The organism is Luteimonas sp. GW821-FHT14E02 (assembly GCF_058803905.1).
Genome location: NZ_JBXAPK010000011.1, coordinates 1 through 18,430, shown reverse-complemented (window position 1 = coordinate 18,430; position 18,430 = coordinate 1). Strand labels below are relative to the sequence as shown.

The window sequence follows — 18,430 nt, the reverse complement described above, 5'->3', positions numbered from 1 at the left end:
AAATCAGGGCTTTGCGGGGCGACATGATACTCTGAGCCCCCTCTTTGATGATTGTCGTCGCATGTCGCTCGCCCTGACCGCTGCCCAGAACCGTTTCCTGCGCGGCCAGGCGCACGGCCTCAAGCCCCTGCTGCAGGTCGGTGGCAAGGGCATTACCGACGCCCTGGTGGCCGAACTCGACGGCGCGCTCGAGCACCACGAGCTGATCAAGGTGAAGGTGGCCGCCGAGGATCGCGAAACACGCGACGCGATGATCGAACAACTCGCCCAGCGCAGCGGCGCCGCCCTGGTGCAGCGGATCGGCCATGTCGCCATCCTGTACCGGCCGAGCAAGGACAAGCGCCAGATCGTGCTGCCGCGCGCCTGAACCGCCTCGGACCTGTCAACGCGAGGAGCCCTCCGTGCAATTGCTGCTGGAACGCCCGGATTACGACTATTTCCTGCGCGGCGCCGACGGACGCCACGCCCTCGTCAACGAACGCACGCTGCACGCCAGCTTCGTCATCTCGCCGACCGCGCTGATTGAACAATGGCCGGTGACCGATGTGGCGCGGCTGATCCCCGCCGATCTCGACGCGCTGCTGGCGCTCGAGCCTGAACTGATCGTCCTCGGCAGCGGCGGCACGCAGGCGTTTCCACCGCCCGAAGCACAGGCCGCCTGCCTGTCGCGAGGCATCGGGCTGGAAACCATGACCAACTCCGCAGCCGCACGCACGTTCAACGTGCTGGCCAGCGAAGGCCGGCGCGTCGTCGCCGGGTTCATATTCCCCGCCGCCTGATTCGCGTCGCCGCCTGTCTCCTCGCGCTGCCCGTGCTGTTGGCGGCATGCGACTGGTTCGAGCCCTCGCCCGCCGAACGCTATGCGGCGTGGCGCGAGGCCGGTCATGCGCGCTCGGCCGATGCCTATGCGGCGCATCTGCGCAAAGCGGGCGTGGCCGATGTGGTGCCGATGCCGGAATTGCTGCGCAGCGGCCGTCATTGGCGCTCCTGCGATGCATCGGAATTCGTGGTGCCGCCGCGCGAGGCATGGGATCGCATGATTCCGACCTTGCGCTTGGTGCAGGAGTTGCGGCGTCGTGGTCTGCTCGAAGGCGCCCAAGTCGGATCGGTTTACCGCGATGCCGGGTTCAATCGCTGCGAAGGCGGCAGCACGCGCAGCCAGCATCTTCGCAACAGCGCGCTCGATTTCGATTTGCCGGAGGATTCCACTCGCGTGACCAGGCTTTGCGCGTTCTGGCGCGCATCCGGCGCCGCAAGTCGCTTCGGGCTCGGGCTTTACGATGATCGGCGCATCCACGTGGATACTGCGGGACATCGCACTTGGGGCGGCGACTACAGCAGGCGTTCCTCGCCGTGCCGATGATCCTTTCGGCGATTCGACTTCAGGCTTCAAACCCGGATTGCCGAACGCCCTGCACTCGGTTTCACTTCCGCCGGAATCGCGCCCACATCCCGAAGTGATCGGACGCCCAGACGCCTGCCTTGTCGGGCTGATCGAGGATGACCCTCGTCTCCACCGGTTCGAACGCGGCGGTTTCCAGGAACACGTGATCGATCCGCTGCGGCGTATGTTCGTAGTGTGGATTGAGCGTGGTGTTCGCCGGCGCGTTCGCATCGGCATGCGTCGCCGCGAAGGCGTCGGTGAAACGTGCGCGCAGTGGCGCCAGCTCCGGCGCATCGGCGGCGACGTTGAAGTCGCCCGCGATCACGGAGGGCGCATCACCGCGCGTAGCGTCGACGAAGGCCAGCAGGTCGCGTATCTGCTGTGCTCGCGTCGCGCCGGTCTTGTCGGTGAAGTTCAGATGGGTCACGTAGAAATTCACGGGGCGCCCGTCGATGTCGGCGCGCACCAGTCCGGCGACGCGATAGTCCTCGGACGGCTGCAGCGGAATGCCGTCCTTCGCCAGCACCGGATGCCGCGTCAATACCGCATTGCCGTAGCGGCGCGTTTTCGTCGGCGGATCGATCGAAACGAAGTGGTGTTCGTAGCCGAGCAGTTGCGCGAGATCGGCGGCCTGGTTCGGCAGCTTTTCGTCCTGCAACACTTCCTGCAGGAAAATCGCATCCGGCCGCGATTCGCGCAACGAATCAGCGATGATCGCGCGACGATGCGGCCAATCCCCCTTGTCGTGCCAGAGATTGAGGGTGACGACGGCGAGCATCGCGGCCTCCTTCGTCGGATCGGTGCTTGCCGCCTGGTCAGCGCGCGGAACGGAACCGCACGCGAGCATCCCCGACGACAGCAGCACGAACAGGAACATCAGCCGATACCGCATCTGCGTCTCCAACAAGCGCGTGCGACCGCATCGCGCGAGCGTTTACCGCCTCGGAAGGTATTGCATCGGATCCACCGGCCTGCCGTTGTAGCGGATCTCGAAATGCAGCATGTCGCGCGTGGCGCCGCTGCGCCCCATCTCGGCGATCTGCTGGCCGGCCTTGACGATCTGGCCTTCGTTGACCAGTCGCGCGCGGTTGTGGCCGTAGGCCGACAGCCATTCCTCGTTGTGTTTGACGATGATCAGCTCGCCGTAACCGACCAGGCCGGAACCGGAATACACGACCACCCCATCGCCAGCGGCACGCACCGGCTGGCCGCTGTTGCCCGCGATGTCGACACCCTGCTTGGTCGGGTCGCCGGTGACATAGCTGCCGACGAGCTGGCCGTCGGTCGGCCAGCGCCAGGCGAAAGGACTGGCGGCTGGCGTGACGGATACCGGAGCCGGCGTCGATGAGGTCGGCGGACGCGAAGGCGTCGAGGTGGATGGCCGGCGCGACGGCACCGACGCGGTCGGCCGCCGCCCGCTGCCCGGATACAGGCGCAAGCGCTGGCCCGGGTAGATGGTGTACGGCGGGGGGATGTTGTTCCAGGTCGCCAGATCGAGCGGGCTGATGCCGTTGTTGGTGGCGATGCGGTAGAGCGTCTCGCCGCGATTGACGACGGCGGTGGCACCGTACTTCGGCGTCGACACCACACGGCCCGAACGCTTGTCGCGCACGACCGTGCTGCTGCATCCGGCCAGCACCATGGCCGTGAACAATGCGATCGCAACCCGTGCCCACAGCTTGCGCGACATACTCGTCCCTTGCGGTCTCCGACGGCACTTCATGCCGCATGCGCCCTGAATACAACGTAGACGATGCCCATCACGATCAGCGCCAGCGCGGCCCAGCCGATTGGCTCGATGTAGCGATGCAGCGCGCGTTCGGCGCGTTCGCCGCCCAGCCGGATCGCCAGCGCGACCAGGAACACGCGCTTGCCGCGGCCGATCGCCATGCTGGCGAGATACGGCAGCCAGGGCACGCCGACCACGCCGGAGGCCCAGGTGAAGACCTTCATCGGGATCGGCGCGAACCCGCCGAGCACGAGGAACCAGAAGACCGACCAGGGCGACTCCTGCATTTTCGTCTGTACGGTCTGGATGCCCTGATTGATGGCATCCATCCAGCCCAGCGCCTCGAACAGCGGCTTGACCAGTTCGAACGCGTAATGCCCGAGCAGGTAACCGACCACCGCGCCCGCCATCGATCCGGCCAGGCTCAGCGCGGCGAACCAGAAGCCGCGACGCGGCTGCGACAGGCACATCGGCGCCAGCATCACCTCCGGCATCACCGGGAAGATGATCGCTTCGATGAAGCTGAGCCCGACGAGCAAGGATTGCGCGCGCGGATGGCGCGCCCAGACGAGTGCGCGCTCGTAGAGCGGTGCGAAGAGCTTCATTCGGGAATATTCTCAAAGCCCGCATTCCCGCACAGGCGGGAATGACGAGCAGAAGCGGCGACAGCGGCCTCGTCGCTGACCGGCATCAATCGACCAGTCCCGAAAGCAGCGGCACGAACACCACCGGCGCCAGAGTGGTCTGCTCGATCACGCCGTTGGCGTCCTTGCGCAGACGCAGCAGCGATTGCGCATTGCCGCCACCGACCGGCGCGACCAGCGTGCCGCCCGCAGCCAATTGTTCGGTCAACGCGTCCACCAGCGCCGGCGCCGCGGCGGTGACGACGATGGCGTCGAACGGGCCGTTCTCGGGCCAGCCGATGCGGCCGTCGTCGTGCTTGCTGCGCACGTTCAGGCCGAGTGCGCGGAAGCGCTTGCGCGCGGTGCGCAGCAGTTCGCCGATGCGTTCCACCGTATGCACTTCCAACCCGAGCGCGGCCAGGATCGCGGCCTGATAACCGGAGCCGGTGCCGACTTCCAGTACTTTCTTCGGCTGCGCACCGTCCACGAACAGGGCCTCGGTCATCTTCGCCACCACCCAGGGTTGCGAGATGGTCTGGCCGAAGCCGATCGGCAGCGCGGTGTCCTCGTAGGCGCGCGTGGCGAGCGCTTCGTCGACGAACAGGTGACGCGGCACGGTGCGGATCGCGTTGAGCACGCGTTCGTCGCGGATATCGTTTTCTCGCAGGCGCTCGATCAGGCGATCGCGCACGCGCTGCGAAGTCATGCCCAGGCCGATCGCCTGAGGATCCAGACGCATCCGCGCGGTCATGCGTCCGCCTCCCCGCGCAATTCGGCGGCCAGGCTGCCGACCCAGCTCGCCACCTGATCGAGCGCCTGGTAGCGGGTGAGATCGACGTGGATCGGCGTGATCGAGATATGGCCAGTGCGCACGGCATGGAAATCCGTGCCGGGCCCCGCGTCCTGCTCGCGGCCCGCCGGACCGATCCAGTACACGCTGCGGCCGCGCGGGTCCTGCGCCGGCACGCACGGTTCGGAACGATGGCGATTGCCGAGCCGCGTCACTTCAAAGCCGCGGATCTCGTGCCACGGCAGATCGGGCACGTTGACGTTGAGGATGGTGTCGGCCGGCAGCGGATCGGACTTCAGCCGCGCCACGATCTCCATCGCCGCGCGCGCCGCCGTCTCGTAGTGGCGCGCGTCGTGATCGACCGTGACCAGCGACACCGCCACCGCGGGCAGGCCGAGGAAACGCCCTTCCATCGCCGCCGAAACGGTGCCGGAATAGATCACGTCATCGCCGAGGTTGGCACTGTTGTTGATGCCGGAGACCACGATATCGGGCTCGGCGGCGCCGTCGAAGGCTGTGTCGTCGAACATACCGGTCAGGGCCAGATGCACGCAATCGGTGGGCGTCCCGGCCACACGCCAGGTGTGCTGATCCAGGCGCGTCACGCGCACCGGCATGTCCAGCGTCAGCGAATTGCTGGCGCCGGAACGATCGCGATCGGGCGCGACCACCCGCACATCGTGGCCTGCGTTACGCAAGCCTTCCGCCAGAATGCGGATGCCGGGGGCGTCGACGCCGTCGTCGTTGCTGACGAGTATGCGCATGGGCTTTCCGTGGAAAGTGTGAATGATAACGGATATGCGTCTCTGGTCGGGAGCACGAAAACGACTAAGATGAATCCTCAAGGATCGCCCTGGATAGAGTTCATGCAACACGGGGATCACATCCAGCGTGTATTGAACGCTGGTTCAATGGAGGCGCTGCAGCGGACCACCTCGGATTTCGCATCGGCGCTCGGCTTCGAACATCACGGCTTCGCGGCGAAACTGTTGCGCCCGACGACGGATCGTGTCGGCTATCACTACTTCCAGAACTACGACAACGAATGGGGCGACAGATACGCCGCCCTGCACCGGCCGGAAGTTGCGCGCGACGATGCCCGCATCCAGCACGCACGGACCGGGTTGCCGGCGATTTCGTGGAACACGCGCGGGCAATTCGGCTATCTCCGCCCCATGCCCTCGCTGCTGCAACGCGCGCGGCGGCAGGTGCAGGCCGCCGGCGAATTCGACATGACGGCCGGGATCACCATTCCGAGCTGGTCGCGCGGTCTCGACTGGGCTTTCATCACCTTCTCCACCAATTCCACCCACGATCTGAACGAAATCGGCCGCGACATCGGCGCGATGGTCTATTTCGTCAGCTGTCTGCAGGCCTCGCTCGACCGGCTGGTGCGCAACCGGCAGCCGGTCCCGCAGCTGAGCCTGCGCGAGCGCGAGGTGCTGTGCTGGTCGGCGGCCGGCAAGACCTCGTGGGAAATCTCGGTGATCCTGCATCTGAGCGAGCGCACGGTGAACTTCCACCTGCAGCAGGCGGCACGCAAGCTGCAGGTGAAGGGCCGCCGCGCCGCCTGCGCGCGGGCGGTGGCGTTGGGGCTGATCGCCATGTAACGCTCGCTGTAACGCATTTTTGCCGTGCGCGCCCCTGTCATTTCTGACAGGGGGCACAGCCGCCCCCGGCCCGCGTGTGCTGAACTGGCTCCACGCGGTGTTCGGGAAGACCAGACGGACACGGGCGTTTGAATGGAACTGCTTCCCGAACACCGCCCTGTTTCGCTTCCGCCCTCCATTCCGGGCGCCGACGCCCGAAACGCACCGGGATACCGGCCATTGGCTGACACCCGGGCGGAAATTTTCTAGGCTGGGGCATGGCCTCATCAGGCAAGCCCTCCAAACCCAAGCGGAGTCCCGAACCGCCGTCCGGCCCGGAAGCCGAGGACGATGCCGCCCTGTTCCGCGCGGCCATTGGCCCCGTGCGCGAGCTGCCCGCCGTGCCGGCGCCGCCGACGGCGGCGAAGCCGGCCCCGGTCCCGAGCATGGCGCGGCGTGACGAGGAGGACGCGCGCAGCGAATTCCAGCGCGCGCTCGAAGCCTCGTTCCTCGAAGCCGGCGACACGATGCGCTATCGACGCGACGAAGTGCCGCCACGCGTGCTGCGCCGGCTCGGGCAGGGCGACTACGCCGCGCAGGACGAACTCGATCTCCACCATGCCGACAGTGCGCAAGCTGAAACTCTGCTGCGCCGGTTTCTCAAGGAAGCGCGGGACGCCGGCATCGGCTGCGTGTGTGTCATCCACGGCAAGGGACTGCACGGCGACAGTCGCGTGCCGGTGCTCAAGAATCTCGTCGACCGCCTGCTGCGTCAGCGTGCCGACGTGCTGGCGTTCCACTCGGCGCCTGCGGCGCAAGGTGGCAATGGCGCGGTGCTGGTATTGCTCAAGCCGCGCTGAGCCGCATCACGCTCTGATTCGCCACGCGCATCGCTTTTCCCGTCATTCCGGCGAAAGCCGGGATCCAGCTTGTCTTCGGGATAGATTTCACGGAACGAAAGGCTGGATCCCGGCTTTCGCCGGGATGACGAGCTTTCGCCCCGATGACGAGCATTTTTCTAGAGGCTTTTAGCCATCGTGCGCGTCTGCAATCTCACCCAACTCGGCCAAGACGGTCGTCGCATAGGCACCGGATGGCAACGCGAAGGCCAACTGCAAGTCCCCGTCCTCCTGCCATTCCCAATGCAATTCCTGCGGGCGTAACCGCATCGCGCGGCGTTCCTGCCTGAGCCCCGCCTTTTCCAGGCCGGATCGAAGCTTCAGCGACATCTCGTCGGAAAGCACGCGCTGCTCCAGTTCCAACGCATCTTCCGTCGAACGCAGCGCCCCCTGCCCCCACAGCGGTGCGCTGGGATGGATGTCGAAGCGAGCCAAACGTTCGGCAAGCGTTTCGTTCCACGACTCCGGACCGAACACGCTGCGGCTCCCATCGAGCATCCATACCTCGCCGGCCAGCGGACGATTCCACGAACCCTCCGCCACACGCGCCGCCAGCACGCGATTGAACAATTCCGAACGCGCGGCCGACAGCAGATGCGTGCGCTGATCGCGATGCACGCGCCGTCCAGCGAACATGGCCAAGGCGTTGACGACGTTGCCGCCGCCGCGTCCGAAACGCTGTTCGCCGAAGTAGTTCGGCACGCCTTGATCTGAAATGGCGCGCAGCCGATCTTCGATGGCGGCGTGATCGCCCACCACCTCGCGAAGCCGCAGAACGAATCGGTTTCCGGCCAGCGCGCCGCGCGGCAGCTTCTTCGCATGCCATGCATGCGCAAGCACGCGCAGGTCGTCGGATTGCAGCGCATCGATGTCCGGCGCGACGCGTTTGGGCAGATGCACACTGAAACGCTGCCGCGTGACGGCATGGCGATCCTTGAGCCCGGCGTAGCCGATCGCCGCCTCGCCCACACCCGCCCGTTCGGCGATCCGTTTCGCGGCGAACGCGGTGTTCATGCCGCGCTTCTCGATCGTCAGCAGCAGATGTTCGCCGCTGCCGCTCGCCTCGAAACCGTCGATCTCCTCGACGAAGAAATCCTCGGGCGTGATCCGGATACGCGCCGACAGAATCGGGCCTCCCGCGGCGCGCGGAAGCGTGGTGAACTCATCGGACATCGAGGTTCTGCTCCGAAACCCGGCTCACGCGCGCACGAGCAGACAAACGGCCTGCGCCGCGATGCCTTCCTCGCGACCGGTGAACCCGAGCTTCTCGCTGGTGGTGGCCTTGATGCTGACGGCATCCTCGCCAACGCCGAGATCACCGGCAATGAGCGCGCGCATCGCGTCGGCATGCGGCCCGACCTTCGGCCGCTCGCAGATCACGGTGATGTCGGCATTGCCGAGACGCCAGCCGCGCTCATGCAGCAACGCATTGCAATGCCGCAGGAATGCTCGACTGTCGGCTCCTTTCCACTGCGGATCGGACGGTGGGAAATGCTTGCCGATATCGCCCAGCGCCAGCGCGCCGAGCATCGCATCGCACAGGGCGTGCAATACCACGTCGCCGTCGCTATGCGCGAGGACGCCTTTCGTGTGCGGCACCCGCACGCCACCAAGCATGACGTGATCGCCTTCGCCGAAGGCATGCACGTCGTAACCCTGTCCGATCCTGATGTCCATCGTCGTGACCTGGCGGCTCAGGAGCGCTGCGAGAGGATGAATTCGAACCGTGCCAGATCGGCCGGCGTCGTGATCTTGAAATTGTCTTCCGCGCCTTCGACCAGCAACGGACGCAGGCCCTGCCGCTCCATCGCCATCGATTCGTCGGTCACGTTCACACCGGCATCGCGCGCGGCTTCGAGCGCGCGCGTGAGCTGCAGGCGCCGGAATAGCTGCGGGGTCAGCGCGCGCCATAGCCGCTCGCGCGGCTCGGTGCGATCGATGCCGCCGTCGTCGCCCGCGCGCTTGAGCGTGTCGCGCACGGGCGAGGCCAGGATCGCGCCGACCGGATCGTTGCGGCCTCGTTCGAGCAGCTGATCGAGATCGGCCAATTGCAGATTCGGCCGCGCGGCGTCGTGCACCAGCACGAAATCGTCCATGCGCACCGAATCCGGCAGCGCGGCGAGGCCCGCCAGCACCGAATCCGCGCGCGCCTGTCCGCCGATGCAGGTGAGCAAAGGCTTGCCTTCGAACGAAGACCAGCCCGACCAGTGCAGATCGCCCTCGGCCAGCACCACGGCCGCGCCCTCGACGTTGGGATGCGCCAGCAAGGCCTGCAACGTATGCGCCAGCAACGTTCTGCCGGCGACCGTGAGGTATTGCTTCGGCATGTCGCCGCCGAAACGGCTGCCGCTGCCCGCGGCTGGCACGACCGCCCAGGTCATGGCTTGGCCTCCTGCTCTTGCGGCGCGTCCTGCGGTGGTTGCTGCGGACGCTGCTCGACGATGCGATAGAAGGTCTCGCCCGGCTTGATCATGCCAAGCTCGCTGCGCGCGCGCTCCTCGACCGCGGCACCGCCGTCGGCGCTCTTGAGGTCCTTCACTTCCGCAGCCAATGCGTCGTTGCGTTGCTGCAGACCGCTGTTGTCGCGTTCCTGCTGCTGCACCTGCTTCTGCAGATCCGCAACGTCACCCGCGCCGCCATGGCCGAACCAGAGGCGGTACTGCAGCCATGCCAGCAGCAGCACCAGCAACAATGCGACGAAGCGCAGCGCCCGCATCCGCCGTCAGCGCTTCAACGAGATGAACGCATTGCGGCCAGCATAGCGGGCGTTCGCCCCCAATGCTTCCTCGATGCGCAGCAGCTGGTTGTACTTGGCGACGCGATCGCTGCGGCACAGCGAGCCGGTCTTGATCTGCGTGGCCGTGGTCGCCACCGCGATGTCGGCGATGGTGGTGTCCTCGGTTTCGCCGGAGCGATGCGAGACGATGGACGCGTACTTCGCCGCGTCGGCCATGGCGATGGCCTCGAGCGTCTCGCTCAGCGTGCCGATCTGGTTGACCTTGATCAGGATCGCGTTGGCCACGCCCTGGTCGATGCCTTCCTTGAAGATCTTCGGATTGGTGACGAACAGGTCGTCGCCGACCAGCTGCACCTTGTTGCCCAGGCGCTGAGTGAGTTGCTTCCAGCCGGTCCAGTCGTCCTCGGCCATGCCGTCCTCGATGGTGACGATCGGGTACTCGACGCACCAGTCGGCGAGGAAGTCGACGAACTGTTCGCTGGTCAGGCGCTTGTTCTCGCCGACCAGGTGGTACTTGCCGTTGTCGAAGAATTCGCTGGAGGCGACGTCGAGTCCGAGCAGCACATCCTCGCCGGCGTGATAGCCGGCCTTGCCGATCGCTTCGAGGATCGTGTCGAGCGCTTCGGAATTGCTGCGCAGATCGGGCGCGAATCCGCCCTCGTCGCCGACCGCCGTGCTCAAGCCCTTGCCCTTCAGCACCGATTTCAGCGCATGGAAGATTTCGGTGCCGGCGCGCAGCGCCTCGGAGAACGAGTCGAAGCCCACCGGCAGCACCATGAATTCCTGCAGGTCGACATTGTTGTCGGCATGCGCGCCGCCGTTGATGATGTTCATCATCGGCACCGGCAGCACCGGCGCGCGATCACCGGCCAGCCAGCGCCACAGCGGCAGCTTCTTCGATGCCGCGACCGCATGCGCATTCGCCAGCGAGACGCCGAGCAATGCGTTGGCGCCGAGGCGGCCCTTGTTCTCGGTACCGTCGAGATCGATGAGGCGCTTGTCGAGTCCGGCCTGGTCCTCGGCCTCGAAGCCCGCCAATGCCTGCGCGATCGCGCCGTTGACGTTGGCGACCGCCCTCGAAACGCCCTTGCCGAGGTAGCGCGTCTTGTCGCCGTCGCGCAGCTCCACGGCCTCCTTGGCACCGGTGGATGCGCCCGAGGGCACCATCGCGCGGCCGAAACTGCCGTCGTCGAGGGTCACTTCCGCTTCGAGAGTGGGATTGCCGCGACTGTCGAGGATTTCGCGGGCGTGGATCTTGGCGATTTTTGTCATTGTGAGGGAATCGTCAGAGGGTGGATTCGATGAAGCCGTTCTTCTTGGTGACGCGATCCAGTTCCAGCAGCGTCTCCAGCAGCGCGCGCATCTTCGGCAACGGCCATGCATTCGGCCCGTCGCTCAGCGCTTCTTCCGGTTTCGGATGCGTTTCCATGAACACGCCGGCCACACCCACCGCGACCGCGGCGCGCGACAGCACGGGCACGAATTCGCGCTGGCCGCCACTGGAGGTGCCCTGTCCGCCCGGCAATTGCACCGAGTGGGTGGCGTCGAACACGACGGGGCAGCCGGTATCGCGCATCACGCTCAGTGAGCGCATGTCGCTGACGAGATTGTTGTAGCCGAAGCTGGCGCCGCGCTCGCACACCAGGATGTCCTGGTTGCCGGTCGACTTGGCCTTCTCCACCACCGGTTTCATGTCCCACGGCGAGAGGAACTGGCCCTTCTTGATGTTCACCGGCTTGCCCGCCGAACAGACCTTCTTGATGAAATCGGTCTGGCGCACGAGGAAGGCCGGCGTCTGCAGCACATCGACGACCGCGGCGACTTCGTCCATCGGCGTGTACTCATGCACGTCGGTGAGCACCGGCACGCCGATCTGACGCTTCACCTCGGCGAGCACGCGCAGGCCTTCTTCCATGCCAGGGCCGCGGAAGCTGCTGCCGGAGGTGCGGTTGGCCTTGTCGAAGCTCGACTTGAAGATGAAATTGATGCCGAGCTGGGAGGTGATCTCCTTCAGCTGTCCGGCGACATCGAGCTGCAACTGCTCGGACTCGACCACGCACGGACCGGCGATAAGGAAGAACGGCTGGTCGAGACCGACTTCAAAGCCACAAAGATTCATAGGATGAAATCAGCTCCAACGATTGGCGTTCTGTGAAAAACCGGCGCGTTGCACCCGCACGACGCAGAAGCGCTGTCCGGTCGGCGCCTGCATCACGGTCCAGCGCTCCAGATGCTTGTGTACCGTAGCACCGAGCTTTTCCAGACGCGCGACTTCGGCGGGAAGATCGTCGGTTTCGATATCCAGGTGCACGCGGCTTTCGTGGTTCACGAGCTGGATCTGCACCATCGGCTCGCCGTCGGGAGTGGCCAGCTGGCGATAGTTCTCGCGGCTGCCGGGATGATCCAGATCGACGGGAAAGCCCAATGCGCCCGCCCAGAATCGCGCCGCCTCGTCGACATCGGAGACATTGCAATCCACCTGGATGGAACAGAGGCGCGAGTGATGCATGGTCGATGCCCTTTACGGAATGATCCGGCTGTACGAGTCGCGGCGTTGTCGGTCGCGCTGGTTCAAGCGCTCGCCTCCTTGAGCAAGCGCCCGCCGGCCTTGTGCTCGCGCGCGGCGCGGATGAAGCCGACGAACAGCGGGTGACCGTGGCGCGGCGTGGACAGGAACTCCGGATGCGCCTGGCAGGCGATGAACCAGGGATGGCGGGGAAGTTCGATCATCTCCACCAGCAGGTCGTCCATCGACTTGGCCGAAATCACCAGACCGGCGTCCTCGAGCTGCGTGCGGTAGCGGTTGTTGAATTCATAGCGGTGACGATGGCGTTCGCCGACCACGTCCTTGCCATACAGTTCGCGCGCCCTGGTGCCGGGTTTCAGACGCTGTTCCTGCAGGCCCAGGCGCATCGTGCCGCCGAGATCGCTTTCCTCGCTGCGGCGCTCGACTTCGCCCGCCTGCGTGCGCCACTCGGTGATCAGGCCGATCACCGGATGCGGCGACTGCTTGTCGTTCTCGGTGCTGTTGGCGCCTTCCAGACCGGCCAGGTTGCGCGCCACATCGACCACCGCCGCCTGCATGCCGTAGCAGATGCCGAAGTACGGGACGTTGCGCTCGCGCGCGTACTGCGCGGTGAGCACCTTGCCCTCGAAGCCACGATCACCGAAGCCGCCGGGCACCAGGATGCCGTCGACGCCGGCCAGTTCGGCCTCGGCGCCGTTGCGCTCGATGTCCTGCGATTCCAGCCATTTCAGCTGCACGCGCGTGCGCTGGCGGATGCCGCCATGCTTGAGCGCCTCGCCGACCGACTTGTAGGCGTCCTTGTGATCGACGTACTTGCCGACCACGGCGATGGTGACCTCGTCGATCGGATGCTCGGCGGCATCGACCACGGCCAGCCATTCCGAAAGATTGGCCGACCGCTCCGCCTTGTCCAGACGCAGGCGCTCCACCACGATCTGGTCCAGGCCCTGGGCGTGCAGCCACATCGGGATCTTGTGGATGTTGTCCAAATCGACCGCCGAGATGACGGCCTTCTCCGACACGTTGGTGAAGGAGGCGATTTTGCGGCGCTCGCCGTCGGGCAGCGGCTGTTCGCTGCGGCACAGCAGCACGTCCGGCTGGATACCGATCGAGCGCAGCTCCTTCACCGAGTGCTGGGTCGGCTTGGTCTTCAGCTCGCCGGCCGCGGCGATGTACGGCACCAGGGTGAGGTGCATGAACAGCGCCTTGTCGGGGCCGCGATCGGTGCGGATCTGGCGGATCGCCTCCAGGAACGGCAGCGATTCGATGTCGCCGACGGTGCCGCCGATCTCGACCAGGGCCACGTCGTAGCCCTCGGTGGCGGCGTCGATGCAGCGCTTGATCTCGTCGGTGATATGCGGGATCACCTGCACGGTGGCGCCGAGATAGTCGCCGCGGCGCTCCTTGCGGATCACGTTCTCGTAGATCTTGCCGGTGGTGATCGAATTCTTGCCGGACAGGCGGACGTTGACGAACCGCTCGTAGTGGCCGAGGTCCAGATCGGTCTCGGCGCCGTCGTCGGTGACGTAGACCTCGCCGTGCTGGAACGGGCTCATCGTGCCCGGGTCGACGTTGATGTAGGGATCGAGCTTCATCATCGTCACGCGCAGCCCGCGCGCTTCGAGGATGGCAGCCAGTGACGCGGCCGCGATGCCCTTCCCGAGGGAAGAGACCACGCCGCCGGTAACAAAAATCAGGGGAGTCATGGGCAAGGCCGCTGCCGTAAAGCCATATTCTAACCGCCCTGTGCCGTAGACCAAAAAAACGCCCCGGACGGGCCGGGGCGCGTGGTGCGTATTACGTCGGGGACGCGAGGTTCAGTGGCCCGGTTCCGCGGTCTTGCCGGCCTTCAGGCGGGCCTCGGCATCAGCGTTGGCATCGACGGCGGCGGCACCGGCCTTGGCCGCGTCCGCTGCGGCATTCGCGCCGACGGACGTATCCGCGCCGGCCGAAACCGAGGTGTTGCCCACAGCGTCGAGGGCCTTGCCGGCCGTATCGGTAACCTTGCCCGTCGCGGCGGTGCCTGCATCGGTCGTCGTGTCGAGGGCGGAGCCGGCGATGCCAGTCGCGCCCTGGATCACGCCGCCGACCGCGCCGGTCGCCGTCCGGCCAACCGCACCGGCGCCCACGCCTGCGTCGGCGCCAGCAGCCGCGCCGGCCTCGATCTCATGACCGGCCACGCCCGCGCTCACGCCGGTCTTGGCATCGACACCGCCGGAGACCGCGCCGGTGGTCTTGTCGACCAGCTTGCCGGTCGCATCGACCCCGTCGTGTGCCGTCTTCGCGGCCTTCTTGCCGACGCGCTTGCCAGCCTTCAGCGCTTTCTTGCCGATCTTGCCGCCCGTGTTCACGGCACCGCGCGCGGCATCGCCGACCGCGCCCGCATCCACGCCGACGCCGACATCGGCCTGTGCGCCCGCCTTGGCGGCATCAGCGCCGACGCCGATACCGGTCTTCGCTTCCACGCCGGCCGATTGCGCGAAGGCGGAAGGCACCATCAGGACCGAAGCGACCACGCTGGCCAGAATCAACTTGCGAGTATTCATTCGTACCATCTCCTGCGAATGCGAAGGGAAATGTTGCGAAGCCGCAAGGCAGCTGTTCGACAACGCGGCGCACGCTACGCAGCCGGTTTCGTATCGCGGGTGAATGAACGGCGTCTTCATTCACTTTCGATTCGGCGCGGCGCGGGAAAGCCGCCGATTCGCGGCTGAAATGCACGAAATTCCGTCCCCGGCAGTTCGCCGGGAAACCGCTTTCAGATGATCACAGGCGCTGCGCGTCGTCCCGAACCACACCATCAGCACGGGATCGCAGCGATCCCACCATCGGTTCGGTGGGGCCGAACCGGCATCGTGACTAGATGCCCCGATCGGCCAGAGATGTCGCCGGCGTCACGATCCATGCCGATCGCGAGCGGCGATGTGCCTCAAATTATTGGCCCTGCGCGCCGCCGTTCCCACCGCGCTCCCGATTCCTGATCATGCCGTCCTGGTCGACATAGAGATCCGCGCCGCGGTCTTCGTCACGGACCAGAATCGCCCGGTTGGCGATGCCCGCCGCCGCATTGACCAGATCGACGGCCGCCGCCCTGCCCACGCTGGTGCCGATCGCGCGGCCGGACAGTTCGTCCTCTCCGTAACCGTAACCGTCGCCATCCCGCGCAGCGCCGGGATAGCCCGGACTGCCGCCCTGGCCATAGGCCGTCATGTTGATTCCTTGTTCCTTCTGCTTCTCGGCCTGGATCGCGGCACGATCTTCATTGCGTTCCGAATCGGTCATGCCCTGCTGATACCCCTCGCTCGCCACGCCGGCGCGCTGGGAATCCATCTGCAATTGCGGGGGCAGGTCCTGCGCGGCGGCCTGCGACATGCCCAGAACGGAAAGGGCCAGGGACACACTGACAACAGCGATCGAACGGTTCATCGCATTCACTCCATGAAAGTTGACGCGAACGGAGCGAGACGCCGCCCTGTCGGCTCTGTAGTCACGATACTGGCCTTGTGCGACCTCCGCAATCACGAAAATGCCCCGGCCAGGCGGCCGGGGCATTCGGATCAAACAGCGAAATGTGACGGAAGGACGAGATGGCGATCAGAACGGCTTCTTGCGTTCCTCTTCTTCCTCTTCTTCCTCTTCCTCCGGCTGCGCGGCCTGCGACTTGGCGGCCTTGCGCTCGGCATCCTTCGCCTTCTGCTCGGCTTCGCGGGCCTTGGCTTCCGCGGCCTTCTTCGCCTGTTCGGCCTGGGCCGCCTTGTCGGCGGTGTCCTGCGGCTGCGCGAACGCGACCGGAGCCGCGAATGCAGCGGCGATGGCGGCGGTCAGCAGGATTTTGCGATGGGTCATGGAATTCTCCTGTAGTCGCGGATCGGGAAATGGAAGCCCCTTTTGCGACGCGCCCACCCTACCCCGTCCGGATCGGCTCGCGGCTGAACGAGTCACGGCACACTGAATCCCACTCGCTCGATCGCACTACGACGGCAGGCAACGACATCGCCTAAGCTATGCGCCGCCTCACAAACCTGTCTCAATCCGTAAATGAGTTCACGCTACAACGCCGCAGACATCGAAGTCCTGTCCGGGCTGGATCCGGTCAAACGCCGCCCCGGCATGTACACCGACACGGCGCGCCCCAACCATCTGGCCCAGGAAGTCGTCGACAACGCCGTCGACGAGGCGCTGGCCGGGCACGCCCGCGAAATCGAAGTCACCGTGTTCGCCGACGGCAGCTGCGAAGTCTCCGACGACGGCCGCGGCATGCCGGTGGACATCCATCCGGAAGAGAAGATTCCCGGCGTCGAGCTGATCCTCACCCGCCTGCACGCCGGCGGCAAGTTCAGCAACAAGAACTACACCTTCAGCGGCGGCCTGCACGGCGTCGGTGTGAGCGTGGTGAACGCGCTGTCCAAGCACGTGGACGTGTACATCAAGCGCGATGGCAACGAATACAAGATGTCGTTCAAGGACGGCGACCGTGCTTCCAAGCTGGAGGTCGTCGGCACCGTCGGCAAGAAGAACACCGGCACCCGCCTGCGCTTCTGGCCCGATCCGAAATATTTCGACACGCCGAAGTTCGGCCTGCGCGCGCTCAAGCACCTGCTGCGCGCCAAGGCCGTGCTGTGCCCTGGCCTCACCGTCAAGCTGTACGACGAAGCCACCAAGGAGCGCGAGCAGTGGTATTACGAGGACGGCCTGCGCGATTACCTGAAGGGCGAACTCGTCGACCGTGAACTGCTGCCGGCGGACCTGTTCGTCGGCGGGCAGAAAAAGGACACCGAAATCGCCGACTGGGCCGTGGCCTGGGTGCCGGAGGGCGATCTGGTGCAGGAAAGTTACGTCAACCTGATCCCGACCGCGCAGCACGGCACGCACGTCAACGGCCTGCGCACCGGCTTCACCGACGCGCTGCGCGAGTTCTGCGACTTCCGCAACCTGCTGCCGCGCGGCATCAAGCTCGCGCCCGAGGACGTGTGGGACCGCGTCGCCTTCGTGCTCAGCGTGAAGATGACCGACCCGCAGTTCAGCGGCCAGACCAAGGAACGCCTGTCCTCACGCCAGGCCGCCGGTTTCGTCGAAAGCGCCGCGCACGACGCCTTCTCGCTGTGGCTGAATCAGCATACGGATCTGGGGGAACGCATCGCCCAGCTCGCCATCGAGCGCGCCAGCGCGCGCCTGAAGACCGAGAAGCAGATCGTCCGCAAGAAGGTCACGCAAGGCCCCGCCCTGCCCGGCAAGCTCGCCGACTGCATCTCGCAGGATCTCTCGCGCACGGAACTCTTCCTGGTGGAAGGCGACTCCGCCGGCGGCTCCGCCAAGCAGGCGCGCGACAAGGATTTCCAGGCGATCCTGCCGTTGCGCGGCAAGATCCTCAACACCTGGGAAGTCGCCTCCGGCGGCGTGCTGGCATCGACCGAAGTGCACGACCTCGCCGTGGCGATCGGCTGCGATCCCGGCAAGGACGACATCACCGGCCTGCGCTACGGCAAGGTCGTGATCCTCGCCGACGCCGACTCCGACGGCCTGCACATCGCCACGCTGCTCACCGCGCTGTTCCTGCGCCACTTCCCGGCGCTGGTCGCGGCCGGCCACGTCTTCGTGGCGATGCCGCCGCTGTTCCGCGTCGACGTGGGCAAGCAGGTGTTCTATGCGCTCGACGAGGAGGAAAAGCGCCTGCTGCTGGAACGCATCGAACGCGAGAAGCTCAAGGGCGCCGTCAACGTCACCCGCTTCAAGGGGCTTGGCGAAATGAATCCGCTGCAGCTGCGCGAATCCACGATCCATCCGGATACGCGCCGCCTGGTGCAACTCACCGTCGACGACGATGCGGAAACGCGTTCGCTGATGGACATGCTGCTCGCCAAGAAGCGCGCCGGCGATCGCAAGACCTGGCTGGAAACGAAGGGCGATCTGGCGACGCTGGAAGTGTGAGTGGGCGCCTGAGTTTCTGATTGCGCGTTATCGGGCCTGGGGGCGATTCCTGGGAGATTTTTGGGCTTCGTTTTTGAGAAGCTGGAGGTTGTTTGGGTTTGAGTTGTACTTACTGTTCTTCAAGAGCAACAGCGTTTCGCCCCTGTCGGGGCGAGTTCATTTCTTTTGGTAAGCCCCAAAAGAAACGAACCAAAGAAAAACGCTTTTCTCGACACAGCAATCCC

22 protein-coding genes are annotated in these 18,430 nt (G+C 65.7%); 6 read left to right on the top strand and 16 right to left on the bottom strand.

The window, feature by feature from the left end; translation table 11 throughout:
• The first annotated feature begins 61 nt into the window (after window positions 1-61).
• The 3 genes from yhbY to AC1RNP_RS16345 are packed head-to-tail and all read left to right on the top strand — an operon-like array spanning window position 62 to window position 1,363.
• A complete protein-coding gene (gene yhbY, locus AC1RNP_RS16355) occupies window positions 62-367 on the top strand; it encodes a ribosome assembly RNA-binding protein YhbY (protein WP_493052349.1) in 306 nt (101 codons plus the stop codon).
• Window positions 368-401: 34 nt separating this feature from the next.
• Window positions 402-779, top strand: a complete 378-nt coding sequence (locus tag AC1RNP_RS16350) for an Mth938-like domain-containing protein (protein ID WP_493052348.1) — start codon at window positions 402-404, stop codon at window positions 777-779.
• A gap of 32 nt (window positions 780-811) precedes the next feature.
• Entirely contained in the window at window positions 812-1,363 is a 552-nt protein-coding gene (locus tag AC1RNP_RS16345) for a D-Ala-D-Ala carboxypeptidase family metallohydrolase (protein WP_493052347.1), read from the top strand.
• Between the two features lie 61 nt (window positions 1,364-1,424).
• Here AC1RNP_RS16345 and AC1RNP_RS16340 read toward each other — a convergent pair whose 3' ends face one another.
• The 5 genes from AC1RNP_RS16340 to surE all read right to left on the bottom strand — a co-directional run bounded on the left by AC1RNP_RS16340 (window position 1,425) and on the right by surE (window position 5,290).
• Window positions 1,425-2,276, bottom strand: a complete 852-nt coding sequence (locus AC1RNP_RS16340) for an endonuclease/exonuclease/phosphatase family protein (protein ID WP_493052346.1) — start codon at window positions 2,274-2,276, stop codon at window positions 1,425-1,427.
• Between the two features lie 42 nt (window positions 2,277-2,318).
• Window positions 2,319-3,107 carry a peptidoglycan DD-metalloendopeptidase family protein gene (locus AC1RNP_RS16335; protein WP_493052345.1) on the bottom strand — a complete coding sequence of 263 codons (789 nt, stop codon included), beginning with the start codon at window positions 3,105-3,107 and terminating at the stop codon, window positions 2,319-2,321.
• Complete coding sequence (locus tag AC1RNP_RS16330) at window positions 3,104-3,718, bottom strand: YqaA family protein (RefSeq protein WP_493052344.1); 615 nt, start codon at window positions 3,716-3,718, stop codon at window positions 3,104-3,106. The genes AC1RNP_RS16335 and AC1RNP_RS16330 overlap by 4 nt, the downstream gene beginning before the upstream one ends.
• An 85-nt stretch (window positions 3,719-3,803) precedes the next feature.
• Entirely contained in the window at window positions 3,804-4,487 is a 684-nt protein-coding gene (locus AC1RNP_RS16325) for a protein-L-isoaspartate(D-aspartate) O-methyltransferase (protein ID WP_493052343.1), read from the bottom strand.
• Window positions 4,484-5,290 carry a 5'/3'-nucleotidase SurE gene (gene surE / locus AC1RNP_RS16320; protein ID WP_493052342.1) on the bottom strand — a complete coding sequence of 269 codons (807 nt, stop codon included), beginning with the start codon at window positions 5,288-5,290 and terminating at the stop codon, window positions 4,484-4,486. Before surE ends, AC1RNP_RS16325 begins: the two co-directional genes overlap by 4 nt.
• Before the next feature lie 102 nt (window positions 5,291-5,392).
• Here surE and AC1RNP_RS16315 point away from each other — a divergent pair, with 102 nt between their 5' ends.
• Both AC1RNP_RS16315 and AC1RNP_RS16310 read left to right on the top strand, forming a co-directional pair.
• On the top strand, window positions 5,393-6,136 hold the full coding sequence (locus AC1RNP_RS16315; RefSeq protein WP_493052341.1) for a helix-turn-helix transcriptional regulator: 744 nt from the start codon (window positions 5,393-5,395) through the stop codon (window positions 6,134-6,136).
• 257 nt (window positions 6,137-6,393) lie between these two features.
• Complete coding sequence (locus tag AC1RNP_RS16310) at window positions 6,394-6,975, top strand: Smr/MutS family protein (protein WP_493052340.1); 582 nt, start codon at window positions 6,394-6,396, stop codon at window positions 6,973-6,975.
• A gap of 168 nt (window positions 6,976-7,143) precedes the next feature.
• Here AC1RNP_RS16310 and truD read toward each other — a convergent pair whose 3' ends face one another.
• The 11 genes from truD to AC1RNP_RS16255 all read right to left on the bottom strand — a co-directional run bounded on the left by truD (window position 7,144) and on the right by AC1RNP_RS16255 (window position 16,124).
• Complete coding sequence (gene truD, locus AC1RNP_RS16305; protein ID WP_493052339.1) at window positions 7,144-8,187, bottom strand: tRNA pseudouridine(13) synthase TruD; 1,044 nt, start codon at window positions 8,185-8,187, stop codon at window positions 7,144-7,146.
• A 24-nt stretch (window positions 8,188-8,211) separates the two neighbouring features.
• Window positions 8,212-8,691 (bottom strand): 2-C-methyl-D-erythritol 2,4-cyclodiphosphate synthase, encoded by a 480-nt coding sequence (gene ispF, locus AC1RNP_RS16300; protein WP_493052337.1) that lies wholly within the window; start codon window positions 8,689-8,691, stop codon window positions 8,212-8,214.
• Between the two features lie 17 nt (window positions 8,692-8,708).
• The gene (ispD, locus tag AC1RNP_RS16295; protein ID WP_493052336.1) at window positions 8,709-9,395 is read right to left on the bottom strand and encodes a 2-C-methyl-D-erythritol 4-phosphate cytidylyltransferase; all 687 of its coding nucleotides are present in this window, start codon (window positions 9,393-9,395) and stop codon (window positions 8,709-8,711) included.
• On the bottom strand, window positions 9,392-9,730 hold the full coding sequence (gene ftsB, locus AC1RNP_RS16290; protein WP_493052335.1) for a cell division protein FtsB: 339 nt from the start codon (window positions 9,728-9,730) through the stop codon (window positions 9,392-9,394). Before ftsB ends, ispD begins: the two co-directional genes overlap by 4 nt.
• Window positions 9,731-9,736: 6 nt before the next feature.
• On the bottom strand, window positions 9,737-11,023 hold the full coding sequence (gene eno / locus AC1RNP_RS16285; RefSeq protein ID WP_493052334.1) for a phosphopyruvate hydratase: 1,287 nt from the start codon (window positions 11,021-11,023) through the stop codon (window positions 9,737-9,739).
• Between the two features lie 13 nt (window positions 11,024-11,036).
• A complete protein-coding gene (kdsA, locus tag AC1RNP_RS16280) occupies window positions 11,037-11,870 on the bottom strand; it encodes a 3-deoxy-8-phosphooctulonate synthase (protein ID WP_493052333.1) in 834 nt (277 codons plus the stop codon).
• 9 nt (window positions 11,871-11,879) lie between these two features.
• Window positions 11,880-12,260: a VOC family protein gene (locus AC1RNP_RS16275; RefSeq protein WP_493052332.1), complete on the bottom strand. Its 381-nt coding sequence runs from the start codon at window positions 12,258-12,260 to the stop codon at window positions 11,880-11,882.
• 62 nt (window positions 12,261-12,322) lie between these two features.
• Window positions 12,323-13,984: a CTP synthase gene (pyrG, locus tag AC1RNP_RS16270; protein WP_493052331.1), complete on the bottom strand. Its 1,662-nt coding sequence runs from the start codon at window positions 13,982-13,984 to the stop codon at window positions 12,323-12,325.
• A gap of 111 nt (window positions 13,985-14,095) precedes the next feature.
• Complete coding sequence (locus tag AC1RNP_RS16265) at window positions 14,096-14,824, bottom strand: hypothetical protein (protein ID WP_493052330.1); 729 nt, start codon at window positions 14,822-14,824, stop codon at window positions 14,096-14,098.
• 388 nt (window positions 14,825-15,212) lie between these two features.
• Entirely contained in the window at window positions 15,213-15,704 is a 492-nt protein-coding gene (locus AC1RNP_RS16260; RefSeq protein ID WP_493052329.1) for a hypothetical protein, read from the bottom strand.
• 168 nt (window positions 15,705-15,872) lie between these two features.
• Window positions 15,873-16,124 carry a hypothetical protein gene (locus AC1RNP_RS16255; protein WP_493052328.1) on the bottom strand — a complete coding sequence of 84 codons (252 nt, stop codon included), beginning with the start codon at window positions 16,122-16,124 and terminating at the stop codon, window positions 15,873-15,875.
• Window positions 16,125-16,316: 192 nt separating this feature from the next.
• On the opposite strand from AC1RNP_RS16255, the gene parE reads away from it, so the two are divergent.
• Window positions 16,317-18,206: a DNA topoisomerase IV subunit B gene (parE, locus tag AC1RNP_RS16250; protein ID WP_493052327.1), complete on the top strand. Its 1,890-nt coding sequence runs from the start codon at window positions 16,317-16,319 to the stop codon at window positions 18,204-18,206.
• Window positions 18,207-18,430: the final 224 nt, after the last annotated feature.

Coding starts and splice junctions, on each gene's coding strand:
- AC1RNP_RS16330 (WP_493052344.1), bottom strand. CDS start 3,718: ATGAAGCTCTTCGCACCGCTCTACGAGCGCGCACTCGTCTGGGCGCGC.
- AC1RNP_RS16260 (WP_493052329.1), bottom strand. CDS start 15,704: ATGAACCGTTCGATCGCTGTTGTCAGTGTGTCCCTGGCCCTTTCCGTT.
- eno (WP_493052334.1), bottom strand. CDS start 11,023: ATGACAAAAATCGCCAAGATCCACGCCCGCGAAATCCTCGACAGTCGC.
- AC1RNP_RS16255 (WP_493052328.1), bottom strand. CDS start 16,124: ATGACCCATCGCAAAATCCTGCTGACCGCCGCCATCGCCGCTGCATTC.
- yhbY (WP_493052349.1), top strand. CDS start 62: ATGTCGCTCGCCCTGACCGCTGCCCAGAACCGTTTCCTGCGCGGCCAG.
- AC1RNP_RS16325 (WP_493052343.1), bottom strand. CDS start 4,487: ATGACCGCGCGGATGCGTCTGGATCCTCAGGCGATCGGCCTGGGCATG.
- truD (WP_493052339.1), bottom strand. CDS start 8,187: ATGTCCGATGAGTTCACCACGCTTCCGCGCGCCGCGGGAGGCCCGATT.
- ftsB (WP_493052335.1), bottom strand. CDS start 9,730: ATGCGGGCGCTGCGCTTCGTCGCATTGTTGCTGGTGCTGCTGCTGGCA.
- AC1RNP_RS16340 (WP_493052346.1), bottom strand. CDS start 2,276: ATGCGGTATCGGCTGATGTTCCTGTTCGTGCTGCTGTCGTCGGGGATG.
- parE (WP_493052327.1), top strand. CDS start 16,317: ATGAGTTCACGCTACAACGCCGCAGACATCGAAGTCCTGTCCGGGCTG.
- ispF (WP_493052337.1), bottom strand. CDS start 8,691: ATGGACATCAGGATCGGACAGGGTTACGACGTGCATGCCTTCGGCGAA.
- surE (WP_493052342.1), bottom strand. CDS start 5,290: ATGCGCATACTCGTCAGCAACGACGACGGCGTCGACGCCCCCGGCATC.
- ispD (WP_493052336.1), bottom strand. CDS start 9,395: ATGACCTGGGCGGTCGTGCCAGCCGCGGGCAGCGGCAGCCGTTTCGGC.
- AC1RNP_RS16275 (WP_493052332.1), bottom strand. CDS start 12,260: ATGCATCACTCGCGCCTCTGTTCCATCCAGGTGGATTGCAATGTCTCC.
- AC1RNP_RS16315 (WP_493052341.1), top strand. CDS start 5,393: ATGCAACACGGGGATCACATCCAGCGTGTATTGAACGCTGGTTCAATG.
- pyrG (WP_493052331.1), bottom strand. CDS start 13,984: ATGACTCCCCTGATTTTTGTTACCGGCGGCGTGGTCTCTTCCCTCGGG.
- AC1RNP_RS16335 (WP_493052345.1), bottom strand. CDS start 3,107: ATGAAGTGCCGTCGGAGACCGCAAGGGACGAGTATGTCGCGCAAGCTG.
- kdsA (WP_493052333.1), bottom strand. CDS start 11,870: ATGAATCTTTGTGGCTTTGAAGTCGGTCTCGACCAGCCGTTCTTCCTT.
- AC1RNP_RS16310 (WP_493052340.1), top strand. CDS start 6,394: ATGGCCTCATCAGGCAAGCCCTCCAAACCCAAGCGGAGTCCCGAACCG.
- AC1RNP_RS16265 (WP_493052330.1), bottom strand. CDS start 14,824: ATGAATACTCGCAAGTTGATTCTGGCCAGCGTGGTCGCTTCGGTCCTG.